Here is a 24866-nt window from a genome sequence, read left to right as displayed (position 1 = left end):
AAAATCACCCTGATACTAGTTTAGTTTTGTGGGGTAATTTATTTGTTAACCATTTAGTTTAATATTATGTGTGGAATTGTAGGATATATAGGTCATAGAGATGCTTATCCAATCATTATTAAGGGTTTACAGCGTTTGGAGTACCGAGGTTATGATAGTGCCGGTATTGCCTTATACGATGGAAATTCAATCAACCTTAGTAAGACTAAAGGTAAGGTTGAAGATTTAAAATTGAAATCAGAAAAAACAATTTCTTTAGAAGGAAAGTTGGGAATAGGACACACACGTTGGGCAACTCACGGCGTACCAAATGATGTGAATTCTCACCCTCACTATTCTAATTCAGGAGATTTAGTGATTATTCATAACGGTATTATTGAAAATTACGATTCAATTAAAACCGAATTAAAAAATAGAGGATATACTTTTCAATCAGATACGGATACGGAAGTATTAGTGAATCTTATTGAAGAAGTAAAAACTAAAGAAGGTGTTAAATTAGGGAAAGCAGTTCAGATAGCCTTAAACCAAGTTGTTGGTGCATATGCAATAGCTGTTTTTGATAAAAATAAGCCAGATGAAATCGTGGTTGCTAAATTGGGTAGTCCATTAGCAATAGGTATTGGCGAGAATGAGTTTTTTATAGCGTCTGATGCATCTCCATTTATAGAGTTTACAAATAATGCAATGTATTTGGAAGATGAAGAAATGGCTATTTTACGTTTAGGGAAAGAAATTAAACTTCGTAAAATTAAAGATGATTCTGTTGTTTATCCTATGATTCAAGAACTTCAATTAAATATTGAAGAGATTGAAAAAGGTGGGTATGATCACTTTATGATGAAGGAGATATATGAGCAACCAAGAGCTATTTTAGATACATATCGTGGTCGATTATTGGCAGATCAAGGTCTCATAAAAATGTCGGGTATTGATGATAATATCGAAAAATTTTTAAACGCAAATAGAATTATTATAGTTGCTTGTGGTACATCATGGCATGCTGGGCTTGTGGCTGAGTATATTTTTGAAGATTTAGCTAGAATTCCTGTAGAGGTTGAGTACGCATCTGAATTTAGATATAGGAATCCTATAATTACTGATAAAGACGTTCTTATTGCAATTTCTCAATCAGGAGAAACGGCAGATACTTTGGCTGCTATAAAATTAGCTAAAGAAAAAGGAGCATTTGTATTTGGTGTTTGTAATGTAGTAGGTTCAACTATTTCAAGAGAGTCTCATGCAGGTGCATATACACATGCAGGTCCAGAAATTGGAGTTGCTTCTACTAAGGCATTTACGACTCAAATTACAGTACTTACATTAATTGCTTTAAAATTAGCGAAATCAAAAGGTGCTTTTTCAGAAAGTAAGTATCGTGAGTTTTTAACTGAATTAGAAAATATACCATCTAAAGTTGAAAAGGCATTGCTTTCTAATGACTTAATTGAGAAAATTGCTGAAGTTTATAAAGATTCTACAAATTGCCTTTATTTAGGTAGGGGTTATAACTTTCCTGTAGCATTAGAGGGAGCGTTAAAATTAAAAGAAATCAGTTATATTCATGCAGAAGGATATCCTGCTGCGGAAATGAAACATGGTCCGATTGCTTTAATTGACGAACATATGCCTGTTTTTGTTATTGCAACTAAAAAGGGTCATTACGAAAAAGTAGTTAGTAATATTCAAGAGATTAAGTCTAGAAAAGGACAAATCATTGCTATTGTTACTGAAGGAGATGTTACGGTAAAAGAATTAGCAGATCATGTAATCGAAGTTCCTGAAACTTTAGAGAGCCTTACTCCGCTATTAACAACGATACCATTACAGTTATTATCATATCATATTGCATTAATGAGGGGTTGTAATGTTGATCAGCCACGTAATTTAGCAAAGTCAGTTACTGTAGAGTAAAAGTCATAATTATACGTTAAATAGGGGTCATCTTCTCAGGTGACCCCTATTTTTTTTGAGTATTTCGAACTAAAAAGTGGTTTATTTTATCAAAATAGTATTATGCATGCATAATTTTTTTCATTTTCTTATAGTTGGTTTAAAAAATTCTGTATCTTCGGAATCAAACTAAATTAACTTAAATCCCTCGAATGAAAACAATACTATATTTATTCTTTTTTATGATAGGTGTGTTTGGATATTCTCAAACTACTATAAAAGGAAATGTTGTTGACGAAAACAACCAGCCAATACCAGGAGCGAATATTGTTATAGAAGGAAAAACCGTTGGAACAGTGACGGATTTTGACGGTAACTTTTTGCTTCAAACTTCTGAGAAACCTCCTTTTACTTTAAAAATTACGAGTGTTGGTTATTCATCTAGTACAGAAGAAGTAACTAAAAACAATCAAAATATTACAGCGACACTAAATGAATCGCAAACCATGCTTGATGAAATTGTTATTTCAGCTTCAAGAACACCAGAGAGAATATTTGAATCTCCAGTTTCTGTAGAGCGTTTTGGTTTAAAAGAAATTAAGAACACATCTTCAGAATCTTTTTATTCAGGACTTCAGAATTTAAAAGGTGTTGATGTTAATACCAATAGTTTAACATTCCAATCTGTAAATACAAGAGGTTTTGCAACATTCGCAAATAATAGATTTTTGCAATTGGTAGATGGTATGGATAATTCAGCACCAGGGTTAAACTTTGTTTTAGGTAACCTTGTAGGTATGTCTGAATTAGAGGTGCAAAGTGTTGAAATATTACCAGGAGCTTCTTCAGCGCTATATGGAGCAGGGGCATTTAATGGTGTTTTATTTATGTCAAGTAAAAATCCATTTGACTATCAAGGTATAAGTACATATTTTAAAACAGGCTATACATCTCAGCAAGCAGCAGGTGATAATGCATATTACGATTTCGGAATTCGCGCAGCACATGCTTTCAGTGATAAATTTGCGGTAAAAGTTAACTTATCAATATTAGAAGGTGAAGATTGGCATGCAAATAGCATTGAAGATCTTGCAAATCCAGGAGGAACAAGGGTTAATCCTGCATACGATGGGTTAAACGTGTATGGTGATGAAGTATCTACTGAATTAAATTTTGATGCATTGGCAGGTGGTTTACCTTCAGGTACTTTAGGATCTTCGGTAGTTTCTAGAACAGGATATAATGAAAGTGACCTTGTAGATTACGGAGCTCAGAGTGTCAAAACAGATTTTTCTGTACATTATAAGCCATTCGCTGATGATTTTGAAATTGTATATAATGGTAGAATTGGAAGAGGTAACACATTATATCAAGGGACGAATAGATATTCTATAAAAAACTTCATGATGCAACAGCATAAATTTGAAGTTCGAAATAACAACTTTTTTGTTCGTGCTTATATAACAAGTGAAGATTCTGGAGATTCATACGATACTCGTTTTGCTGCAATAAATGTAAACAATGCATGGAAAGAGAATACAGATTGGTTTACGGATTATGCAACAACATTTATTGGCGCTCGATTAGGTGTGGGTACAGGTGTTCAGTTAGATGAGGCTAGTGCACATGCTGCAGCAAGGCAAGCTGCAGATACAGGTAGACTTATTCCTGGTACGGCAGAATTTGATTCAGCTTTTAATACAGTAATATCAAGTGGAGATTTAGTTAACGGTGGTGCTCGTTTTATTGACAATACAAAATTACGTCATGCAGATGGTAATTATAATTTCACACATCTAACAAAAGATTTCGCAGATATCCAAGTTGGAGGTTCTTTTAGAGAGTATGAATTGAGTTCTAATGGAACAATTTTTACAGATAGCAGTGGTCCAATTAAATACAGTGAGTTTGGTGCTTACATGCAAATTCAAAAGAAATTTTTAGATGATCGTTTAAAGCTTACAGGTTCTGCTCGTTACGATAAAAATGAATTTTTTAATGGTTTTGTATCACCAAGAGGTTCTATTGTATATACTTTAGGAGAAAACGGGAACCATAACCTAAGAGCATCTGTTCAACAAGGTTTTAGAAACCCAAGTACACAAGATTTATTTATAGGGTTGAATGCAGGTAGAGCAATATTAGTTGGTTCATCTCCAACAAATCTTGATAGGTATTCGACTACAGTAATAAATAACCCTAACGGAAGTGGTCAAGCCTTGACAGGTTCTTCTACATCTGAAATTACAGGTAGAGATGCTTATGAAAATGCATGGACATTAAGTTCTGTAGAAGCAGGAGCTCCAGAAGTTGTAAAAACAGATTTAGTTCAACCAGAAGAAATTACAGCTTATGAACTTGGTTATAGAGCTCAATTGGGTAAAGTAAGTATCGATTTAAGTGGGTATTATAACAGATATAAGAATTTCATTTCTAATACAACAGTTGTATCGCCTTATTATGGAGATGTAGAGGGAACTCAGACAATACCAAATACGACAACACCATTAGCACTTGCTGCATTAAGTAATGGAGATTTTCAACCATTTCAAACTTATACAAATGCTGAAGTGCCGATTGACTCTTACGGAGCAACTATCGGAATTGACACCAAGGTTTTTGGTAATTTTGATTTAGGAGGGAGTTACACTTATTCTGATTTTGATTTTAATCAGAATGCGTTCCCAGATTTTAGACCAAGTTTCAATACGCCTAAACATAAGGTGAAAGCTGCATTCGGTAATACTGCATTATTTGAAAACTTCGGATTTAACATTAACTACAGATGGACAGATACATATTTCTGGCAAGCAACATTTGCTGATGGAAATATTCCAGCATATACAGTTTTAGATGCTCAAATTAATTATGGAGTGCCAAGTATTAAGTCAGTTTTTAAGATCGGTGGGTCTAATATTTTAGGTGAAGAATATATTACTGCAACAGGAACAGGTAATATAGGATCTATATATTATTTATCATGGGGTATTAACTTATAGAATATCAAATATTTAAGGGTTTAAAAAGCGTTATTTTAATAACGCTTTTTTTATATGCATAAAAGTCAAAAAACAATTTCTATTTAAAATCTAAAAACATATCTTTGCACCCTGAAAAACATAGTTGACTAAAAATTAGTCAATTGAGTTTTTAAGAAGTGTTAATTCTAAACATAAATACTTAGGTAATGTCTAAAGTTACAGGTAAAGTTTCCCAAATAATAGGGCCGGTTGTTGATGTTGAGTTTCAATCAGGTTCAGAGCTTCCAAAAATATATGATTCTCTAGAAATCAAGAAAAAAGATGGGTCCATCTTAGTTCTTGAAGTTCAGTCTCATGTGGGAGAAAATTCAGTAAGAACCATTTCAATGGATTCTACAGATGGATTAAGTAGAGGAACAGAGGTTCTATCAACAGGTAGTGCAATTCAAATGCCAATTGGTGATGATGTGTACGGTCGTTTGTTCAACGTGATTGGTGATGCTATTGATGGTCTTGGAAACTTGCCAAAATCTGGTAAAGATGGTCTTCCAATACATAGAGAAGCACCAAAATTCGAAGATTTATCTACTTCTACTGAAGTTTTATTCACAGGTATTAAGGTTATCGATTTAATTGAGCCTTATGCTAAAGGTGGTAAAATTGGATTGTTTGGTGGAGCAGGTGTTGGTAAAACAGTATTGATTCAAGAGCTAATTAACAACATTGCAAAAGGTCATGGTGGACTTTCTGTATTTGCTGGTGTAGGTGAGCGTACTCGTGAGGGTAACGATTTACTTCGTGAAATGCTTGAGTCAGGTATTATAAAATACGGAGATGATTTCATGCATTCTATGGAAGAAGGTGGATGGGATTTATCTAAAGTAGATAAAAATATAATGAAAGATTCAAAAGCGACTTTCGTTTTTGGTCAAATGAATGAGCCTCCTGGAGCACGTGCACGTGTTGCTTTATCTGGTTTAACTATTGCAGAATATTTCCGTGATGGTGCAGGTGAAGGTCAAGGTAAAGATGTATTATTTTTCGTAGATAATATTTTCCGTTTTACACAAGCTGGTTCAGAGGTATCTGCATTATTAGGTCGTATGCCTTCTGCAGTAGGTTACCAACCAACTTTGGCAACAGAGATGGGTGCTATGCAAGAACGTATTACATCAACTAAAAGAGGTTCTATTACATCTGTACAAGCGGTTTACGTACCTGCAGATGATTTAACGGATCCAGCACCAGCAACAACGTTTGCTCACTTAGATGCAACAACGGTACTTTCTCGTAAAATTGCTGAATTAGGTATTTACCCAGCGGTAGATCCTTTAGATTCTACTTCTAGAATCTTAACAGCTGAAATTTTAGGAAAAGATCATTATGCTTGTGCTCAAAGAGTAAAAGAATTATTACAACGTTATAAAGAGCTTCAAGATATTATTGCCATTTTAGGTATGGAAGAATTATCTGAAGAAGATAAATTAGCTGTAGGTAGAGCACGTCGTGTTCAACGTTTCCTTTCTCAGCCATTCCACGTTGCAGAGCAATTTACAGGTCTTAAGGGTGTTTTAGTAGATATTAAAGATACTATTACAGGATTTAACAGAATTATGGATGGTGAATTTGATCACTTACCAGAATCTGCTTTCAACCTTAAAGGTACAATTGAAGAGGTAATCGAGGCTGGAGAGAAAATGCTTTCAGAAGCATAATATTATAAATAAGTACTTAATACTTTTATAACTATGTATTTAGAAATCGTTTCGCCAGAAGCTACATTATTTTCAGGAGAAGTTACTTCGGTAACGGTACCTGGTATTAACGGAGAGTTTCAAATGTTGGCTAATCACGCACCAATAGTTTCATTGTTGCAAGAGGGTACAGTTAAAATTCAAGGAAATAATGTTATTATAGCAGATGCTAATAAGGCTAAATTTTCCAAGTCTAATAGCGGTGCAATTACATTAGCAATTTCAAGTGGTACAGTTGAAATGAAAGATAATAAGGTTATTGTTTTAGCAGATTAAATTAGTTAAAACAATCAAATATATTAAAAAGCTATACAGAAATGTATGGCTTTTTTTATGGTTGGTATTCTAATATATATCAGCAGGTTAGTATTCTAAAGTTTTACAGATTGCTTCAGGTGTAGAGAAATGAATAGCTCTATTTACCAGGTTTTAATATGGATACGTTTGCCTCAGGTATCACAATAACTTCTGCAAGCTCTTTACTCTTTATTTTACGTTGCCAATTATAAGGCATGATACGATATAGTTAAATCATTTTCAGTTTTTAGCTTATAGCTTTTTTGCTATGGTTTTTAGAGATGTAAACTTGTGACCCATTGTTATCTATTTTTCACTGATTAATATACCTTCTTTACTAATTATTTCAAATAATAGCTCTAAAACTTCAACTTTATCTCCAAAAAACGGATGCATGTTAAGTGCATATCCAATAACATCATCCCTATATGTAGTAATAGTATGTGCACAAACATCATTCATAGCTTTTAAAAATTTAAAAGGTATGTTCTGTGGTTACAATACATTCATCTTTTTTTTTACTTCCGTAACATATTTATACAAATTAGCTTGTTGTAATGTTATTATTTGCTCTAATTTTTTTATGTTTTAGTTATAACATAAGTGATATTCATTTTATACTGCATAAAATATTATATATAAAAGTATAAGTTAACAGCTTATGGTATTGAAAATGAATAATTTAATGTGATAAAATCATCTATTTTAGAAAATTTTTGAAGTATTCTTCTCAAGAGATAAAATAAAATGTAAATGTCTTAATTGTGATAAAAACATTTCGGATTGAGCACTTTAACCTTGTATTTTTGCGTTATAACGATAAAATATTCACGTTGTAGATAAACCCCAATTTAATTACAATGCAAAACCTACAAAATAAAATAAAATGAATCGATTTATGTTGAGTACCGTATTTTTAACGGTCTGTATTCTTTTTTCAGGAACTTCTTGTCAAAATAGTAGTGACTTATTTGTTCAATCAATTTTAGCTTCTGAAGATGAAGAAATTATAATCGAAGAAAAAGAAACACTCGTAATTTCTGAAGATTTCGATTGGAATAATATTCCAGACGGGTTTAGTGATGCTATTTGGGATATTCAATTTGACTTTGATTTGAAAGGAGAAACTATCATTTTGCCAGAAAATGTTACTTTATATTTTAGTGGTGGTTCTTTACGTAATGGGGTTATAACTGGTGATGAAAGTGAAGTTATCTCTAAAACAAAGTACCAAGTCTTTAATACGATTAGTTTGTCTGGCACATTTATAGAAGAACAATATTTAGTGCCTTACTGGTTTGGAGCTGTTATGGATGGTATAACTGATGATCGTGATGTTTTTGTAGAAACTCTAGCACAAGCCCATGCCGTTACTGCTAAAATAATGGTTGACCAAAATATTTTTTTAGATGTTGAAGAATTAGGAAAAAAATCAATATTTATAGAGGATAATACCTGGATTGAGGGAAAGAATGGCGCTAATATCATTATAAATAGCTTGTATTCACCAGCATTTTATATGGCTTTAGTAAAAGATATAACAATAAAAAATGTTACTTTTTTATATGATAATTCATATGATGCCGGTTATGATTGGTCATTGACAACAGATAATCATACAAATCAACAACAATTAGAAAATTACTTGTCTGAAAAACGAGAAATTATTTTTAACTCTACAAATCCTATTTTTAAGGGTACTACTTCTTTTCATACAATTTTTTCATTAGAAGGGTCAGAAAATATTTTATATGATAATGTGATTTTTAAAGCTAAAGGAACAACGGCAAATACGTTTATGCAATTTGTTTTTAAATTTAAAGAACAGTATAATGCTAATCAAACAATTAATTCAGAAGCAATAGGTCTAACTTCTATTCCATCAAACATTACATTCAATAATATAACATTTGATGGTACATTAATGGGTGTTCAAGGTAATGTTAATGGTTTTGTGGTAAATAACTTGAAATCTTATAGATATTCCGATATGCAAAATATAGATGGTAGTAATCTTGGTGCATTTGTAGGTAATGATACATATAGATTTCCACCACCTCATTTGTTTTATTTAAATACAGATTCAGCAATTAATGATCATTTTCCTCAAAATATTGAACTAAAAAATATTATAGATTATGGTGAATATGTCGGTACTGTTAATACAAGGGGGGCAAGTGGTTATTGTAATTCATTGAAAATGGTTGGCAAGGTAGAGAACGTGCTAGTTGATAATTATAGTTCTTACCGTAGAGATGGTTTGGGTGATTTAGGTGATATCACCAATGGGGAATTTAAAAATTTATATGGAGAATACACTTCTGATATTTTTAATTCGGAATGGAAATTTAATTGTTTACGGTTTGTAGGCCCTTTAACTAGTACAGTTTTGGAAAATATTACGTTAAAAGATAACTCTGATATCTCAGGAATATATCCTCTAGATTTTGGAACAGGCGATTATGTTACTTGGGATAACATTCAAGTATCTGTTAAAGAATTAAATACAAATCATGGAGGTTTTTTTGGAATATTCGGCTCTAATAATACTATCATCAATTCAAGTTTAAGTATTGAAGAACATACATCAGAACAATTATATATGGGTCTTATATATCATGACGAAGAAACTTTAAAAAATGGATCAAATAACCATTATGAAATTACAGTAAATGGTTGGCGGAATATAGATGAAGATGTGTATGGTCAAAGTTGTAGAATGTTATTTGCTAATTCAAGTAACACGCATGTTAATTATGCAAAAGTAACAGATGTTAGTAATAACATGATTATAGAACAGGTTAATAATATTCAAAAAGATATTTGGACTCGTACCGAAATAGTAGATTTAGGATATGGAACAAGTCAAAAATTAGATATAAATATACCATCAGGTTTTATGGTTCAAAATATTTCGGCTAATACCTTAGAAGGTTTAGCTTCTGGTATTGAGGTTTCTATAGGTACAAGCACTTCATTAGTTGATAATCTAATGGATGCTGTTTCTAAAACTCAAGGTGTTGTTTCAAAAACCATAGCTGAAATTACAGAGGTAATAGGCAATAGATATATTTACTTAAATGCTGATGGTGATTTTAATAATACAGGAAAGGTTGAAATAACCGTAGAGCTCACGGCTGATTATCAATATGATTAATTTTAAGTATGCTGTAAGCATAATATAAAAAAGGGCATAATTTTTAAAATTATGCCCTTTTTTTATTCGTTATAATAACTCTAAAAGTTAAAGTTTTAAGTTGTAATTTTCTAAAATAAATTGTTTCATTTTTTTAGGGTCAGTACCACAAGCTTTTTTAACCTCATATATTTTTGCATCGACTAAGGTTCTGTACCACCAACCTTGTAAAAAGTGCCATAAAAAACCTTCTTTGCCTTGGATAAAACCTAATTTAAAAAAATATCTAAAGACGAAATAAATATATGCGCGCCAGAATAATGGCATATTAGCATATTTCCTTTTCTTTTCGCGTTTAGATTTCGCATCATCAGATAATTCATGCGCTATAGCTTGTTCTGATTTAGGAGTAATTATATGATAATCTAGGTTTAATAATTCAACGGCTTCTCTAATTGAGTAATTGTTGTGTTTCTCAACCCACCAACCTAGCGAGTTTTTGTTGTCATCTACAAAATACCCTTCAAATTGCTCAGTATCACCTTTTGTAAGCACAATGTGCTCATCCATCCAACGGTCTTCGCAAATGCCATCTGCATACCTAAATAAGCGTAACATATTCATTTGTACCATACCTTTGGTCATTAGTGTGCCTAAAAAATACATTTTACGCTCGCATACGATACCAGAGATTTTTTCTGAAATACTTGGCATTTTTTTATTTATTTCGAGTATCAAATCTTCTGTCAAATATTCATCGGCATCCAATCTAAAAACCCATTCTGTGGTGATGGGTAAATTCTCTAAACCCCAATTAAATTGTTTGGCATGGTTATTTTCCCATTTATTTTGGAATACTTTAGCGCCTAATGATTCTGCAATCGCTACTGTTTTATCGTTAGAAAATGAATCTACTAAAAAAATTTTACTAGAAAATTGCTGTGCATTTTTAATGCAACGAGCAATGTGCTTTTCTTCGTTATATGTAAGTATTATTGTGGTTATTGAATGCATTAATTTAAGGTTTGGCGGTTTTTTATAAATTTAGCAGGGTTTCCTCCAACAACAGTCCAAGAGGGTACATCTTTAAATACAGCAGCTCGGGCTCCAACAACAGCTCCTTCGTTAACTGTTACGCCAGGCCCTATAAAAGCTTCGGCTGCAACCCATGCATTTCTACCAATACAAATGTCTTGGGTGTATAAAGGGTGTCCTTTTTGATTAAAATCATGAGTTCCTGTACAAATATAGGAGCGTTGCGAAATAATGGCTCTATGCTCTAGCGTAATTTTACCTTGTGAATATAAATCTACACCATCAGCAACACCAACTTCATCATGTATTACCAAGTTCCATGGTGCCCAAATTTTAACTTTAGGATAAATATGTACCCCTTTTCCTATTTTTGCGCCAAATAATTTCAATAAAAATGACCTCCATGAATGAAAAGGTCTAGGAGAATATTTAAACAAAAAGAGATATGTAGTATTCCAGATAACTCTAGATATTCTATTTTTTAGTGAAAAGGAAGCGCCTGTGTATGTATCTTGATTATGCATTTTCAATGCTTTTTAGAAATTGATTGACGGATTGTTTAATGGTGAAGAATTTTTGATACGCTTTATAGGCATTTTTACTCATCATTTCTTGTTCAAGAACACTTAAGTTTTGCCATTTTTGTAAAAGTTGATACGTTTCTTCTTCGTTATCTTTTGCTATCAAGCCCGCATTTTCAGTTTTAATTTCTCTCCAAATATTTACTTTATCACTAATTAATACAGGTTTATTACAAGCTAAGGCTTCAACTACTGCAATTCCAAAATTTTCTTGGTGACTAGGTAAAATAAAGGCTTGACTTTCATAGAAGGCACCCCACTTTGCATCACCACTTAACATTCCAGGAAATAGTATGTTTGAAGAAGCACTAGCTAACATTTGCATCTCTTTACCATAAGCATGTTCAAGGCCAGGTCCGGCAATTATAAGTTGTGGTATGGTTTTAAATTCTTTTTCAAGCTTTAAATAACCTTTTATCAAAAGATCAATTCCTTTTTTTTGGTGAACTCTACTCAAAAATAAATAAAAAGGTTCTTTGTTCCATTCAGGCACTTTGTTAATGAAAGCTAGTTTCATTTGATTCTCGTAGGCTGGTGGTGCTTGTATACCATAACCGACATTTATTTCTCTTTTAGGCTTGTAATTGGGGAATGTAGTACGTGCTAAGAGTAATTCTTCTTCACATGTAAATAGTACGCCGTCAGCCTCATTAATTACCTTATTTTCAAATAGTTTCCAATACACATCATTTCGCAAGGCTTTTAGCTTACGCTCTTTAGCTTTTTGAAAATAGGGATCTAGCATTCCATGAGGCATAACATATACTTTAGGAGAGGTGTCATTTGTTTTTCGATACTGAAGAATGGCTTTAATAACCGCATGAGTATGGTACAGCCACAAACCGTGAGCTATAATAACATCAAATCGTTGAAAATTAGCTAACAACCACGGGATTAGTTTTTTTGATAACCCCAAGGTGTTGCGGCCGCTCCGATGGCATGTATTACAAAAGAATCTTTTCCTAAATACTCAGCATTAGGATCATCTAAGCACACTACTTCATTATAAGTACCTAACGTATCTAATTCAGGAATGGCGTTTCGAATGCCTTGGCACGGACCACCACTTACAGGGTCCATGCTAGAGATTAGTCTAAGTATTTTCATGCTTGCAATAATTTTTTATAAAGTTCTAAATATTGATTAGAAATATTTGTTACTGAAAAACGTTGTGCGTTTATATATCCTTTTTTTATTATTGTATCCCGAAAAGCATCATCTTGTATCGCTTTTAGATAGGCCTGCCTTAAAGAGTTTTCATCATCAGGAACTACAAATATTGCAGCTTCATTAGCAACTTCAAGCATTGGTTCAATTTTAGAAGTAATCACTATTCGACCTGTTTGTTGCCCTTCAATAATTGGCATTCCAAAGCCTTCATATACAGACGGAAAATTAACGATATCACAATTTTCGTATTCTTTTTTTATTTCTTTATCCGTAAGGTTTAGTCCATTAGAATAGTTCAGGTTATACTTCTGAAGTAAATGGAGTTGTGATTCTTTTAATTTACCTACAATACGAAGGTGACATGGTATGTCTGCTAATGCTTTAATGGTTTTTTCTAAATTTTTATTCCAACCAGTACCAACATGTAATATCACAGGACTAGATTTATTAAAGTTTTTTTCTGAAAAAGTGAAACTTGGATCTACTGCATTATAGATAACTACAAGTTTATCTGTTTTCAGCCTACCTAAAATATTTTCTTTTGTTTGATTTGATATGCAAACTACTTTGTTGGCTATTTTTATAGGTAAATAGAGCCAGAATAACCACTTGTAGAATCGCTTAATAGGGTTTTTTGAATTGTCAATAAATACTAAATCATGGATGGTTAAGACGGTTTTAACACCAATTAAAGCTAATAACACATCGTGTATATGTCCTGTAACATGATGTACAGCTTTTTTATCTCTTTTTTTATAAACATATACACTGTTTTCGAGTATATCCCATGGCATCGATGATTTACTAGGAACTTCAAAAATAGAGACTTCTGTAGATTTATTTATTTCATCGATTAGGGTTCTAAATACTCGCTGTATAGAATGGCCTACTTTTGGATGCCTGAAAAAATAGTTAATCTTCATGAATGTATTGATGTTTTTTTGAAGGTTGTAATTTAAGGGAATAAATCATAGTTTATATACGTAGTTTATTCCAGCCTAGATTTTTAAAACAGGGCCCTTGGGTTGCTTCTGAAAATTTAATATCATTACTATAGCCATTCCATTCCATTACTACAGGAGTATTTTTATCATTAACAACTACATCCCATCCAATGGAAACTACCATTGGCATTTTTTGATGAAGAGATTGTGTTAAAGCGATACAGGCTTGAAAGTTTGGAATTTTTTTATTTAAGAAAGACACTTGATTGTCTGGGTGTGTTTCAATTTGATGCCAGTTTGGCAAATAACCAATAGCATCAAGTGTTCCTGTAGTCATATCAATTGGTATGCGTATATGATCTTCAGAGGCTACATGCGTATTGTTTTTACGCCCTAAACGTAAATATGCAGCTCGTAGGCTAATTTTATTGTCGCTTTCAACGACAGTCGTTAATCGGATTGTCGCAACAGATTTGGGAGTGAAGTCATTAAAAAAATTATGCTGCTGTATAAAATTTTGAATGACACAATTTCCTAGTTGTTTAATCGTTGAGGTCTTAAAGTTTTTTTTATCTAATATATAGATGCCCTTACCTTGATACGATTTATCTAACTTACAAATTACCTTATCTGCTTCAGAAAAAAATAAGCTTTGCACTTCTTTTTCTTGAATGGGATAATAATTAGCATCAAACCATTTTCCATTAATATAATAACCTAAATCAGGGGTAATCCGTTGTTCAAATAATCGATTTGTTAAAGGTTTTAGCATAGAAACCTGACCATAATCACCTTGTATTTTAGGAATGACGATTTTAGCATAATAGTTATCAGGTATCCAACCTTCTCTAAATTCGCCTGTAAAATGACTGTACACATATAACCAAGGCGCAAAGCCTTTCCAGCCCAATACGTCCAAAGCATATTCATCAGCTCTTTTTTTAAGAAGAGGGGAGAATATACCCTTTTCTTCTGTTAAGTGTTGAAGTGTTGAAGTGGCTATCGCATTTGAAATTTTATGAAACCGGAAAGCTTCTAGTTTTTCAATATTTGCCTTCGTAAATTCTTTAAGTACACCCATGAAAGTTGAGATTCTAAATTATTTAATGAGGCTTACGATCAGAGGCTTTTTTCGCCCAACTTGCTGTGTTTTTTGTACTTTTTTAGTCGTAACCTTAATTTCTGATCGGGAACGTTGCTCTAATAATTCAGCCATTTTTTTAACGTTATGATTATTTTGAGTAGATGATCTTAAAACGTAATCAATAGAAACTGAGTAATCTGCTTCTTGGCGCAATTGAATTTCTTTAAAGGGTTTTATGTAACCATTAAACATAGCCATCAAGTGCTCTCCTTTAATAGCTAAACCTGAAGGTGTTTTAATGTTATGTGCTTGTCTGCCACGAACATTTTCCATTAGTGGCAGTTTTTTGCCACAATCACATATTTGATTCATGTATTTTCCTTCATCCCCAATATCATAACGAATTAGTGGAAAGGCATAGTTCGTCAAATCGGTCAACAGTATTCTTCCAGTAGTATTTGGCGGTACAGGTTGATTGTTTTCATCAACAAATTCGATATGAACCGTATCTTGCATAATGTGTAATCCTTTTTGCTTAGGACATTCTGCTGCAATTAGCATAATTTCGGTATTCCCATATTGATCACATACAGGAGCACCAAAGGCTTTTTGCATTATTTCACGTTGTTCTTCAAACAATGGGGCAGAAGTAACCCAAACCATTTTTGGAGAATGAATTTTGATGTTATTATCTAACAGATATAACGCAAATTCAAAAACAACATCAACATAACCTTGTAATAAGGTAGGTTTAATGCGATTAAAATCAGTTACAAATTTAGTTAAATGCTGTTTGCTTGGGTTGGCAGCTGCTAAAAATATACGTTTCGTAGGCCACCACATAAGAGCATTACCCATTCGTTTAAAAAATGTTCTTTTATAGCGATAGATAAAGGCTTGATTTTCCCAAGGTTTAATATTCCACCAATCTAAAATACGCCAGCGAATAGGAGTTTCGGGTTGCCTTTTGTCGTGTAAAACGGTTATAGGTGAACCTGTACTGCCTGAAGTACTTGCTTTTCTACATTGAGATAATGAAATGTTTTTAGACTTAATCTGTTCAAAATTCTCACGAAGTTCAGATCTTGACAGTGGGGGCAGCTGTAAAAAATCTTCGTTGTTTATGAGGCCATTTTTTGAGATGGATAACGCAGCATATTTTTTTTGATAAAACGGTGAGTTTTTTATGGCATGATTATAAAGTGCTTGACGTTTTTCGAAATTTAAGGTTTCTAAATCTGTTTGGTTTAAGTTTTGTTTCGTTTTTTGATGTAAGCGGTTTAGTTTTGGATTTAAAATTTTTGTTTTAAACGAAAAAACTGCTTCAATTAAGCTATTCCCCATGTATTATTCGTTTTTTTTTAGCTGTTTTAAAATAGAATATGATTTTAAAACATGTAGTTTGGTTAGAACTTTTATTCACAAACCCCTTAATTATAAAGATACATTGTGAAACTAAGGTATTTTTATAATTATAGATAGGCTGTGTATTTTATCGACTAAGTGCAAGGTTTAATCTCTTGAAAATCAGAGTTGGTTTTCAAAAGAAGTCATAATGTTTTCGATCGCTAAAAATTGTTGTGCATAAGCTCTTGCTGCATCAGTCATTTTTGATGTGTTTGTATCTTCAAATGCTTGTAAAATTCCACGATTTAAAGCTTCCTGGTTTTCTGCATCAACCAATATGCCCATTCCATACTTGGCAATTAACTTATGCAGACTGGCATTAGAGTTTGCGGTTACTAAAGCCAAACCACCAACAGCCAGAATAGTAGTTAATTTTGAAGGCATTACCAAGTCGCTTGCTTTTTCTTTTTGTATCACTAAGTGTAAATCAGCCATATTTAAAAAAGCGTTAAAAGCATCCATTGGTTGTAAGGGTAAGAAATGAATATTTGTTAAGTTCATTTCTTTAGTCATTGCTATTAATTTTTCTTTATAAGGTCCGGTTCCACAAATTACAAATTGAATATTTTGTTTTGTTTTTAATGCTGCCGCTGCATGTAAAATTGCTTCTAAACCTTGTTTTTCTCCTATCGCACCAGAATAAAGTACAACCCAATCATCGGCTTTGAGTCTAAATTGTTTTTTTAATTCATTTGTGTTTTCTAAAGGATAAAAACTTGTAGTGTCTGTCCAATTAGGAAAAAACAATAAAGGTTTATTTGCTTTCTTTTCAATACGTTCCATCATTCCGTCAGAAATGCTACTCACAATGTCAGTATGTTTAAATATAAAGCGTTCAGTACCGTACAACATCTTTAAAAGTGTTGGTGATTTTATCAAGCCTAAATCTTGAGCAGCTTCAATCTGAAGGTCTTGAATATGGTGTAAGTGTTTTGCTCCTTTTAATTTTTTATAAAAGACCCCTAAAAGGCCAAATTGAAATGAAGGCGCTATAGAAATAACCCAATCGTATTTTTTTTGAAATAGTTTTGTAAATACCACGGCAAAAGCAGCTGTAGAAAAAGAGGTGTCTAAAAGCATTCGCTTAGCACCACTTGGATTTGTCGGTACATACATAGGGCATCGAACTACGGTTAGTTTTCCGCCAGAAGGAAGGTTTTCAACCTCTTTTTTATACCAAAAACGATTTTTTCGATAGGGCTCTTGTACTTTCCAGTATGGATAATAAGGGTAGGCTGTAAGCACTGTACAATGGTGGCCTTGTGCAGCAAGCCAATGCATCATTTCACCCGAGTATTTGCCAATACCTGTTAACTCTGGTGAAAAATTATACCCGATGAATAAAATATTTTTTTTTGCTACTTTTTCCAAAAGCTACTTTTTTTTATGATCATTAATATGTGAAATACGAAAAGCGGTAATAAACCTAATGCAGTGCCTATAACACCCCAAAGCACATCTTTTAAATCGGGTTCTCTAGAAGGAATAAAATACTGTCCTAGTTCAGCAATAATAACGGTAATGGTTAAAATTAAAAGTGTTAAAAACCAAAATCGCAAACTTTTCTTTTGAATATAGAGTAAATATATTCCAGATAAGAAACCTAAAAAAACAAAGGGTACGGCTGTTCTTTTTTTGTTATTTCGATATTGGTCAGCCCAATCAATAAGCCATTCGGGCAAGAAGGTATATTCCCCAATGTTAGGATTGCTTTTCCAACTAAAAAGAAATACCAAAAATATTCCGAAAGCAAAAAGAAGCATTCCGATGAATTTAAGTTTTTTGGATGATGAATATTTTGACATTAATGAGGGGTATTAAAAACAAACTACTATTTTATTTTCTGATAAATTTCTTCTATTTGATCAAGGATGAGATCTTCTTGAAATTTTTTACTTTGTTCTAAGCCTAATTTAATTGCAGTATTTCTAGTTTCAGAATTAAAGGAAACTATCTTTTCTACTACTTTTGAAGCCTCTATTTCCCATTCTTCAGAAGTTGTAGAAGTGTATTTAGGAATGTAGAAAGCAGCTTCGCCGCCTACTTCATTCATTGGTGCTTCATTGGTTGTAATTACAGGACAGCCACATGCCATGGCTTCTGCAATAGGAAACCCAAAGCCCTCTAGTAAAGAAGGAAAAAGAAATACGCTGGCTCCTTGGTAGGCATTTATCAGTGTCGTATCTGTTACGCGTGTTAAAAAATAAATATCGTTACCATAAGGCGAATTTTCTTTTAATGTTACCATACTAGCTGTTGGTGCTGAGCCAACCATAATTAAAGGTAGTTTTTGAGTGCTTTGTTTTCGCCAAGCGGAATAAATTTGAAGCACTCCATTTCTGTTTTTATAAAAAGTATTACCGCCTACATGTAAAATATAACCTTTTGAAATATCAGATTTTATGTACTTACTTATATATAATCTAGCACCATCGATTGGTTCAGGTTTAAATTGAGCATCAATAGCGTTATATATTTGTGCATTGATTGCTGGTTTTTTAGTTAAGAATTGGGTCAATTCTTTTTGCGTGTTTTTTGAAATTGAAATAAAATTTTCTGCTTTTGAAAAGCCACTTAAAATTAAATTTTGATATATTTTTCCTGTCCAGCTCGTGGTGTTTTCTTTGAGTAGTCCTTGAGAAGATTTTAGAGCAATAAAATCATGACAATGAATTATGTGTTTTTTTTTTTTGATTAATGGAGTCCAGATGCCTAAAGCCTGATCTATTAGGACATAAAGGTTGTCTTTATCATATTTTTTGCTTTGCCATTTAAACCAAATCGGGAATAGTATATATTGATCTATATAACGCAACCATTTTTTTATTGGGTTTGGTATTTTACCTCCCGATAAATATAATTTTGGTCCCCAAACCTCAATATTGTGACCTCTTATAAGCATACCGTTACTTATGAATTTAATGTAACGGGCCATGCTATAGCCTAAAGAATTTTTCTGATGAATCAGAAATTTTACATTCATGAGAATATGATTTTTTTTATTTTCCTTTAATTAACACGATTGAAAAATTTTTTCATTTTTTTCCGGACAAACCATGTGTTCTTTTCAAAAATATACCATAATAGCGTACTAATTAAAATTATTAAAATCATCCAAATTGAAAACTGTATTGAACTATTTATATTTAAACTTAGTTGATTTTGAGAGTAAAATAGGGCGTAAATTAATAAAACTATGGGAAAATGTACAATATAGAGTGTGTAGGATATCTCAGAAATAAAGTACGAAATCTTGTTCATCTTGGAATTGGGAAATGAAGAAATTTTTGTTTCAAACAACATGATTAAAAAAATACTAAAACTTAGCCCAACTAAAATATCACTATAACGTTGAATATCATGCCCCAAAAAAATAAATTTACTATCGATCAATTCAAAAATAAAGAAGACTAGGGACGGCCATATAAACCATTTTTTCATTTTTAATATTTTATTTTCTGAGAATATATAAACAGCGACACCCATCAGCCAAATTAAAAACCCTTCAAATATGCTAGAAGCAATAAAATTAATAATTAGTAGAAGGAGAATAGTTGAAACTACTTTGTAAGACCTACTCTTTGGAATAAAATTTAAAATTATTACGCATAAAGGAAATAAAATGTAGTACCAAAATTCATAAGCAAGACTCCAAAGAGCGCCGTTCGAGCCATAAACTGGGCTATAAATTGTTTGCAAGAAAAAAATATTACTAATAAATGTTTGTAATCCGATAGAATAGTCGCCTCTAGGTCCTGAATTAATTATAGAGTAATAATCACCCTGTAGTAACTCAGGAGAAACAATTCCAATAAAATAGTCGATAATAAAAGTAAGAATTAGCACAGGAAATAATGGAGTCCATAATCTAGAAATTCGAGCTATTAAATAATTTTTAGCACTAAATTTCTTGGAGGATTTAAGGACTGATCCACCAACAAAATAACCACTTAAAACAAAGAATACCATTACTGCTTGATGGCCCAAACCAGTAATAAAGTAAAACCCCTTATTTAATATAGAACTACTTTCTAAATTTATTAATTCAGAATAGTCTTTGAATATTGCAATTCTTAAATGACCAGCCATTACTATTAATGCGCTTAATCCTCTAATGAAATCTAACGTATAATTTCTATTATCTACTTCCATTTTTTAAACATAGGTTGGAGCCATTAATATTTTTGTGTTGACAATTTTTTTCGAAAAAAATAGTGACAAATAACATTATTCTAATAAAATAGATTTATGCTTAGGCCAAATTTTTATAAATAATATTGTAAAAGTTAATGTTGAAAAATAAGTTAAAACAATTGCTGAAAAAAGATTTGATTTTTCTGTAAAACCAAGTTTTAATAATATTATAGATATAACGAAATTTACAATTGGTGTATGAAGTAAAAAAACACCACCACTTCCAGGAAATTGTTTGTTAAAATATTTTATTTTTTCAGATAATTGTAAAAATATCGATAATAAGAAAATTGAACTAGAAATATGAAAAAACCTGAAATCTATTAAGCCCAAAAATAAATATATTAATATAAGAACAATAGATGTTTTTTTAAACTTATTTTTATTTTGCTTTCGCAGATTAGATAAATGGATTGCAATACCAAAAGAAAGGGTATACAGGAATATTAATTTATAATCACTCCCTGTAGGGCTTACGGTCGGTAAAAAATAAGATAAGCATGTTAGTAATAATAAAAGTATTAGTTCTGCGTATTTGTTATTGAATTTTAAATGTTTTATAGCTTTAAAGTAAAGGATATAAAATGTATATATTAAAAATAAGAAAGAAAGGAAGTATAATTGCATAGCACTTCCTTTGAGAGTAAAAAAACTTAATAAGTGTTTGATAATTGAATCATTTTGATAAAGGATTAAAAAAGCGCCATATATAATAGAAAAAAGTGTGTATGGTATAATAGTTCTATTAAATATTCTTTTAATACTTACTTTAGTTGAGTCTTTTGTGCTAAAGAAAAAACCTGAAAGCATAAAGAAAGTTATAACTGCTCCATTTATATAATTTATTATTTCGGTTAAATATAAATTAACTTCAATAGAAAATCTACTTTGAGAGTGCATATGTTGTGTTATCACAAATATTGCAAGGATGTGCTTTAAAATATCTAGACCACCAAATCTTTTTTTCATTTTTTTATTTCCTAATGGCTATATGTTGAATCTTTAGGAATCAGAACTTTCAATATAATTTTAACAAAATAGAAAAGTATTAAATAAGTCACTATACCTTGTAAGAAACCCCTTATTATAAAAGTGATATCTGCTGTAATTCCGATTGCGTTTCTAAACATACCTAAAAATATAAATATGTTCATTAAAGCATATGGAGCATATATAATTTGATTTTTTCTTATTATGACAAACGTGTTTAAAAGTTTGAAAACTATAAAAAAAACAACAAACTGTATAAGAAAATACCAATAACTAAACGTGGCTAACCCATCACCAACATGACTGGTTACACGATATCCGCCAAAACCTGAACCATAGAGGAAATCTCCTCGGGAAAACTGCATTTTACCCTTATCAAGTTTAATATTTAAATAACGTAATATTGGTGTTGGTAATGTGGCTACAAGGCTTTCCCATAAAAGTATTTGCATTTGTCTGTTTCCATATCCTTTTTGCTCAGCATAATATAAAGTCTGGTCGGTTATTCTCATATTTGCATAACGTGCTAGCATAAAGTTATCGACGTAGTCTTCAGTCCAACCTTCTTGGTATGAAATCAAAGAACCTCTTTTGTCTTCAGCAGCTTCTGCTAGTCTATCCATCAACTCAGGATTCTGCATTACCTCAATTGTCTCTTGGAAAAGTTCTAGCCGACTAACATCTGCTCTAATCCCTCGAGTAAATAGCATTGCAGTTGAAATCATTGATAAAAAACTAATCAAAGAAATCGAAAATACAACCAGGAAAAATATTTTTAACGGTGAAAGGAATTCTGTTAGTTTGTAATTATTTGATACAATATATAGTATGGCTAAAAGTATTATGATGCCGATTGGCGTTATTATACTTTGCCTACTGTTTGATGCAATATTTATAAAAAATATAAGAGTAGTATAAAACCATATATATTTTTTGTTGCTATATTTTATATTAATTAACTTAGGAAATATTAATATTAATGGTGCATACATTAAATAATTTAAGCCAGATAAAAACTTTCCTCCAACGTCTCCATATTCTACATCTCCTGCACCAAAATTATATAAACGAATTGCTAGTCCAATTAAACCTAAACTCCAAATGATTGCTGGGGATATTTCAAAAAACTTTATTTGATATAAACTATTTGTGATTAAATTATTTTTAGTAGTCTTTTTACAGGCTAGATAAAAAGCTAATGATGAAATTGAAAACAAAATAATCTCATACATAAAGGTATCATAAGGTCGTTCAAAACCATAAGTGATGGGTTTTCCTTCAGCCAAAGTAGCAATAAGTGGTAAGAAACGATACATGAACATTGACAGGTACATGCAGAAGGCAAAGGGGTTATATCTTATGTATTTTTCCTTTAAGAAATAAGAAAATATAGAATAACTTATTAGGGTCATTAAGCATCCATAAAAATTTGCGAGAGTAGGAAAGAAAATAAATTCGCAAATTATGGCTAATATAACTAATATGCTTAAACCTTTTTTGGCTTGTCTTAAAATATGAATTGGTTCTCTATTCATTTATAGAAACGATATCAAGCATTTTTTTTATTGTTCTTTCATTTGAGTAACCTGATGATATACATCTTTCTAAGCCTGCCTTGGCTATACTCGTACGTTCATTTTTATTGGCTAAATAATACTTGCAAAGTTTAAGTAATTCTTCATTTGAGGAAAAATAAGCAGCTTCTTTACCCTCTTCAAACAGCTCTTGATGCTCCTGTGTACGTTCTGCCATCATAAAACCACCACAAGCCGGTATTTCCATTGTGCGTGTTGTTTGTTGGTCAAAATTCATTTTACGTAAAAAACATAAAGAAATTTTAAAAGCACTTAATGCTTTTGAATATTCTTCAGAAAAGACACCAGGTTGTATTGTTAAATTAGGAGAAATGGTTTTGAAATCGTTCCACTTTCCATCTCCTAAAACTTTTACATTTATTCCATTTTTTGCTAAATATAATATGCTCTCAAAGCGCTCTTTTTCCCAAGCTCCTATAAAACCAACATCACCACCTAATTGTTCTATATCTGTATTAGATAATTCTCTTGGGTAATGAAAAGAAGCTTCATACATGTTATGTATGAACTTTATATTTTTAGCTCCTAAATTTTTCATATCCTCTAGTATATAAGATTTATTGGTGAATATATAATCGTATAAGGACAAACTATTTAAATAGTTTTGACTTTGATTATGTCGTAAAGCCATATTATCTGGAGAATAACTTACAATTATCGTCTTTGGTGAATTTTGTTTTACAAATAATAGGGTTTTTTTATTTATAGTTACCCCTTTATCTATCCAAAGTATATCATATTTTAGTTTTGTTACGGATTTAATAATTTGCTGATTTGCATCAGATTCATCAGGTAAGGGAATAGGTAATCCTTTTTGAAATAAATGATAGGCCAGTTTATATTTAAAGGACGTTTTACTTTTTCCGAGATCAATTTTTGTAATCTCATTAGCATTTTGTTCTAATGCCCAGTGTCTATGTAACGAAGTGTTACTTACTTTTTGAAACCAACCTACTGATAAAATTTTCATTATATACTAGTATTATTCTTGAAGAAATGATTTTTCTATGTTTTTTTTAAGCTCTAAAGGCATAGTTTGATCCTCTTTTTCAAAATGTTCTACTAACTTTTCTTCAATATCAAGTGGGTAGATTCTTCTAATGTTTTTTGTAATTTGTTTAGCAGGTTGTCCACCAAGCACCACATATTCATCTTCTAACCTAGTGTAATTTTTATTAAGAACAGATGAGCTAGTTACTATTGTATATGGATTTGTTGTTGCTCCTTTTGAAATCGTCGTTCTATTGCCAATCCAATTGTAAGGAGCAATAGTAATAGCTTTTTCTCTTGGTTTTACCTCTTGTTTATCTAAGTTATAGATGTAATGAAAATCGGAATCAATTACTTGCGATTCGAAAGCAATTCTCGAACCTTCTCCAATAGTTATTTGGTAGATACATACTAATTTAACGGTAGAGCCAAAGAAAGTATCTTGTCCGATAGTCAACTTAGCGCCTTTTCCTGTTCGTACTAAAAAATTACTACTGAATTCAGAAGGCCCCTTAAATATTAATTTAGATTCTTCTCTGAGTACAAATAAAGAGGCTCCTTTTTCAGTTGATAAAAATTCTTTATTCATTCCCATTTTCACCATTCCTTTTCGGATGGTGCAGTCTTGGAATTCAACTTTGCCTTTTAGAGTGTATAGGTCTACCTTACCATATAATAATACAGGTAGCTTTAAAGCTGTCTTAAATGGCATCGTTCTAAAATTAAAAATTACTGTTTTAATAATATTTAACTTTGAAAACTGCCATTTAAATAAGATTCTATCAAATAAATTAATAATTGAACTCATATATTTT

Annotated in this window: 21 protein-coding genes; 5 read left to right on the top strand and 16 right to left on the bottom strand. The window is 31.7% G+C overall.

The genetic code is table 11. The features are described 5' to 3' along the window. The first annotated feature begins 66 nt into the window (after positions 1-66). The 4 genes from glmS to H0I23_RS12875 all read left to right on the top strand — a co-directional run bounded on the left by glmS (position 67) and on the right by H0I23_RS12875 (position 6904). Positions 67-1914, top strand: coding sequence for a glutamine--fructose-6-phosphate transaminase (isomerizing) (gene glmS, locus H0I23_RS12890; protein ID WP_216783704.1), 1848 nt, complete (start codon positions 67-69; stop codon positions 1912-1914). Positions 1915-2105: 191 nt separating this feature from the next. Next, positions 2106-4892: a TonB-dependent receptor domain-containing protein gene (locus tag H0I23_RS12885; protein WP_216783703.1), complete on the top strand. Its 2787-nt coding sequence runs from the start codon at positions 2106-2108 to the stop codon at positions 4890-4892. Between the two features lie 188 nt (positions 4893-5080). Further along, complete coding sequence (atpD, locus tag H0I23_RS12880) at positions 5081-6589, top strand: F0F1 ATP synthase subunit beta (RefSeq protein WP_216783702.1); 1509 nt, start codon at positions 5081-5083, stop codon at positions 6587-6589. 33 nt (positions 6590-6622) lie between these two features. Beyond that, positions 6623-6904: a F0F1 ATP synthase subunit epsilon gene (locus H0I23_RS12875; RefSeq protein WP_216783701.1), complete on the top strand. Its 282-nt coding sequence runs from the start codon at positions 6623-6625 to the stop codon at positions 6902-6904. A gap of 327 nt (positions 6905-7231) precedes the next feature. Here H0I23_RS12875 and H0I23_RS12865 read toward each other — a convergent pair whose 3' ends face one another. Further along, positions 7232-7387 (bottom strand): hypothetical protein, encoded by a 156-nt coding sequence (locus H0I23_RS12865; RefSeq protein WP_216783700.1) that lies wholly within the window; start codon positions 7385-7387, stop codon positions 7232-7234. Positions 7388-7811: 424 nt separating this feature from the next. Here H0I23_RS12865 and H0I23_RS12860 point away from each other — a divergent pair, with 424 nt between their 5' ends. Beyond that, on the top strand, positions 7812-10082 hold the full coding sequence (locus tag H0I23_RS12860; protein WP_216783699.1) for a hypothetical protein: 2271 nt from the start codon (positions 7812-7814) through the stop codon (positions 10080-10082). 87 nt (positions 10083-10169) lie between these two features. On the opposite strand, the gene H0I23_RS12855 is transcribed toward H0I23_RS12860, so the two are convergent. The 15 genes from H0I23_RS12855 to H0I23_RS12790 form a co-directional block, all read right to left on the bottom strand. Continuing rightward, complete coding sequence (locus H0I23_RS12855; protein ID WP_216783698.1) at positions 10170-11075, bottom strand: glycosyltransferase family 2 protein; 906 nt, start codon at positions 11073-11075, stop codon at positions 10170-10172. Beyond that, positions 11075-11620 carry a putative colanic acid biosynthesis acetyltransferase gene (locus H0I23_RS12850; RefSeq protein WP_216783697.1) on the bottom strand — a complete coding sequence of 182 codons (546 nt, stop codon included), beginning with the start codon at positions 11618-11620 and terminating at the stop codon, positions 11075-11077. Before H0I23_RS12850 ends, H0I23_RS12855 begins: the two co-directional genes overlap by 1 nt. Beyond that, complete coding sequence (locus H0I23_RS12845) at positions 11613-12563, bottom strand: glycosyltransferase (protein ID WP_254073605.1); 951 nt, start codon at positions 12561-12563, stop codon at positions 11613-11615. The genes H0I23_RS12850 and H0I23_RS12845 overlap by 8 nt, the downstream gene beginning before the upstream one ends. An 8-nt stretch (positions 12564-12571) precedes the next feature. After that, positions 12572-12784, bottom strand: coding sequence for a hypothetical protein (locus H0I23_RS16810; protein WP_254073604.1), 213 nt, complete (start codon positions 12782-12784; stop codon positions 12572-12574). After that, complete coding sequence (locus H0I23_RS12840) at positions 12781-13770, bottom strand: glycosyltransferase family 1 protein (RefSeq protein WP_216783696.1); 990 nt, start codon at positions 13768-13770, stop codon at positions 12781-12783. Before H0I23_RS12840 ends, H0I23_RS16810 begins: the two co-directional genes overlap by 4 nt. Before the next feature lie 52 nt (positions 13771-13822). Further along, entirely contained in the window at positions 13823-14872 is a 1050-nt protein-coding gene (locus H0I23_RS12835; RefSeq protein WP_216783695.1) for a sugar-transfer associated ATP-grasp domain-containing protein, read from the bottom strand. Positions 14873-14890: 18 nt separating this feature from the next. Then, a complete protein-coding gene (locus tag H0I23_RS12830; protein WP_216783694.1) occupies positions 14891-16219 on the bottom strand; it encodes a phenylacetate--CoA ligase family protein in 1329 nt (442 codons plus the stop codon). A gap of 183 nt (positions 16220-16402) precedes the next feature. Then, positions 16403-17653 carry a WcaI family glycosyltransferase gene (locus H0I23_RS12825; RefSeq protein ID WP_216783693.1) on the bottom strand — a complete coding sequence of 417 codons (1251 nt, stop codon included), beginning with the start codon at positions 17651-17653 and terminating at the stop codon, positions 16403-16405. Further along, positions 17641-18087: a VanZ family protein gene (locus H0I23_RS12820; RefSeq protein ID WP_216783692.1), complete on the bottom strand. Its 447-nt coding sequence runs from the start codon at positions 18085-18087 to the stop codon at positions 17641-17643. The genes H0I23_RS12825 and H0I23_RS12820 overlap by 13 nt, the downstream gene beginning before the upstream one ends. A 26-nt stretch (positions 18088-18113) precedes the next feature. Then, entirely contained in the window at positions 18114-19265 is a 1152-nt protein-coding gene (locus H0I23_RS12815) for a glycosyltransferase family 1 protein (RefSeq protein ID WP_216783691.1), read from the bottom strand. Between the two features lie 26 nt (positions 19266-19291). Further along, positions 19292-20434, bottom strand: coding sequence for an acyltransferase (locus H0I23_RS12810; protein ID WP_216783690.1), 1143 nt, complete (start codon positions 20432-20434; stop codon positions 19292-19294). Positions 20435-20509: 75 nt separating this feature from the next. Continuing rightward, complete coding sequence (locus H0I23_RS12805) at positions 20510-21445, bottom strand: acyltransferase family protein (RefSeq protein ID WP_216783689.1); 936 nt, start codon at positions 21443-21445, stop codon at positions 20510-20512. Positions 21446-21456: 11 nt separating this feature from the next. After that, entirely contained in the window at positions 21457-22800 is a 1344-nt protein-coding gene (locus tag H0I23_RS12800; RefSeq protein WP_216783688.1) for a hypothetical protein, read from the bottom strand. Between the two features lie 193 nt (positions 22801-22993). After that, positions 22994-24031: a glycosyltransferase gene (locus tag H0I23_RS12795; RefSeq protein ID WP_216783687.1), complete on the bottom strand. Its 1038-nt coding sequence runs from the start codon at positions 24029-24031 to the stop codon at positions 22994-22996. Positions 24032-24043: 12 nt separating this feature from the next. Then, the gene (locus H0I23_RS12790; protein ID WP_216783686.1) at positions 24044-24859 is read right to left on the bottom strand and encodes a hypothetical protein; all 816 of its coding nucleotides are present in this window, start codon (positions 24857-24859) and stop codon (positions 24044-24046) included. Positions 24860-24866 lie beyond the last annotated feature (7 nt).

It is taken from the genome of Cellulophaga sp. HaHaR_3_176 (assembly GCF_019021925.1).
Classification (GTDB): domain Bacteria; phylum Bacteroidota; class Bacteroidia; order Flavobacteriales; family Flavobacteriaceae; genus Cellulophaga.
Note: the sequence above shows the minus strand (reverse complement) of the source record. Positions and strands in the feature narration are given on the sequence as shown.

Bases quoted from the DNA above. Each gene is read 5' to 3' on its own strand.
- glmS (WP_216783704.1), top strand. From the start codon at position 67: ATGTGTGGAATTGTAGGATATATAGGTCATAGAGATGCTTATCCAATC.
- H0I23_RS12885 (WP_216783703.1), top strand. From the start codon at position 2,106: ATGAAAACAATACTATATTTATTCTTTTTTATGATAGGTGTGTTTGGA.
- atpD (WP_216783702.1), top strand. From the start codon at position 5,081: ATGTCTAAAGTTACAGGTAAAGTTTCCCAAATAATAGGGCCGGTTGTT.
- H0I23_RS12875 (WP_216783701.1), top strand. From the start codon at position 6,623: ATGTATTTAGAAATCGTTTCGCCAGAAGCTACATTATTTTCAGGAGAA.
- H0I23_RS12865 (WP_216783700.1), bottom strand. From the start codon at position 7,387: ATGAATGATGTTTGTGCACATACTATTACTACATATAGGGATGATGTT.
- H0I23_RS12860 (WP_216783699.1), top strand. From the start codon at position 7,812: ATGAATCGATTTATGTTGAGTACCGTATTTTTAACGGTCTGTATTCTT.
- H0I23_RS12855 (WP_216783698.1), bottom strand. From the start codon at position 11,075: ATGCATTCAATAACCACAATAATACTTACATATAACGAAGAAAAGCAC.
- H0I23_RS12850 (WP_216783697.1), bottom strand. From the start codon at position 11,620: ATGCATAATCAAGATACATACACAGGCGCTTCCTTTTCACTAAAAAAT.
- H0I23_RS16810 (WP_254073604.1), bottom strand. From the start codon at position 12,784: ATGAAAATACTTAGACTAATCTCTAGCATGGACCCTGTAAGTGGTGGT.
- H0I23_RS12840 (WP_216783696.1), bottom strand. From the start codon at position 13,770: ATGAAGATTAACTATTTTTTCAGGCATCCAAAAGTAGGCCATTCTATA.
- H0I23_RS12835 (WP_216783695.1), bottom strand. From the start codon at position 14,872: ATGGGTGTACTTAAAGAATTTACGAAGGCAAATATTGAAAAACTAGAA.
- H0I23_RS12830 (WP_216783694.1), bottom strand. From the start codon at position 16,219: ATGGGGAATAGCTTAATTGAAGCAGTTTTTTCGTTTAAAACAAAAATT.
- H0I23_RS12820 (WP_216783692.1), bottom strand. From the start codon at position 18,087: ATGTCAAAATATTCATCATCCAAAAAACTTAAATTCATCGGAATGCTT.
- H0I23_RS12815 (WP_216783691.1), bottom strand. From the start codon at position 19,265: ATGAATGTAAAATTTCTGATTCATCAGAAAAATTCTTTAGGCTATAGC.
- H0I23_RS12810 (WP_216783690.1), bottom strand. From the start codon at position 20,434: ATGGAAGTAGATAATAGAAATTATACGTTAGATTTCATTAGAGGATTA.
- H0I23_RS12805 (WP_216783689.1), bottom strand. From the start codon at position 21,445: ATGAAAAAAAGATTTGGTGGTCTAGATATTTTAAAGCACATCCTTGCA.
- H0I23_RS12800 (WP_216783688.1), bottom strand. From the start codon at position 22,800: ATGTACCTGTCAATGTTCATGTATCGTTTCTTACCACTTATTGCTACT.
- H0I23_RS12795 (WP_216783687.1), bottom strand. From the start codon at position 24,031: ATGAAAATTTTATCAGTAGGTTGGTTTCAAAAAGTAAGTAACACTTCG.
- H0I23_RS12790 (WP_216783686.1), bottom strand. From the start codon at position 24,859: ATGAGTTCAATTATTAATTTATTTGATAGAATCTTATTTAAATGGCAG.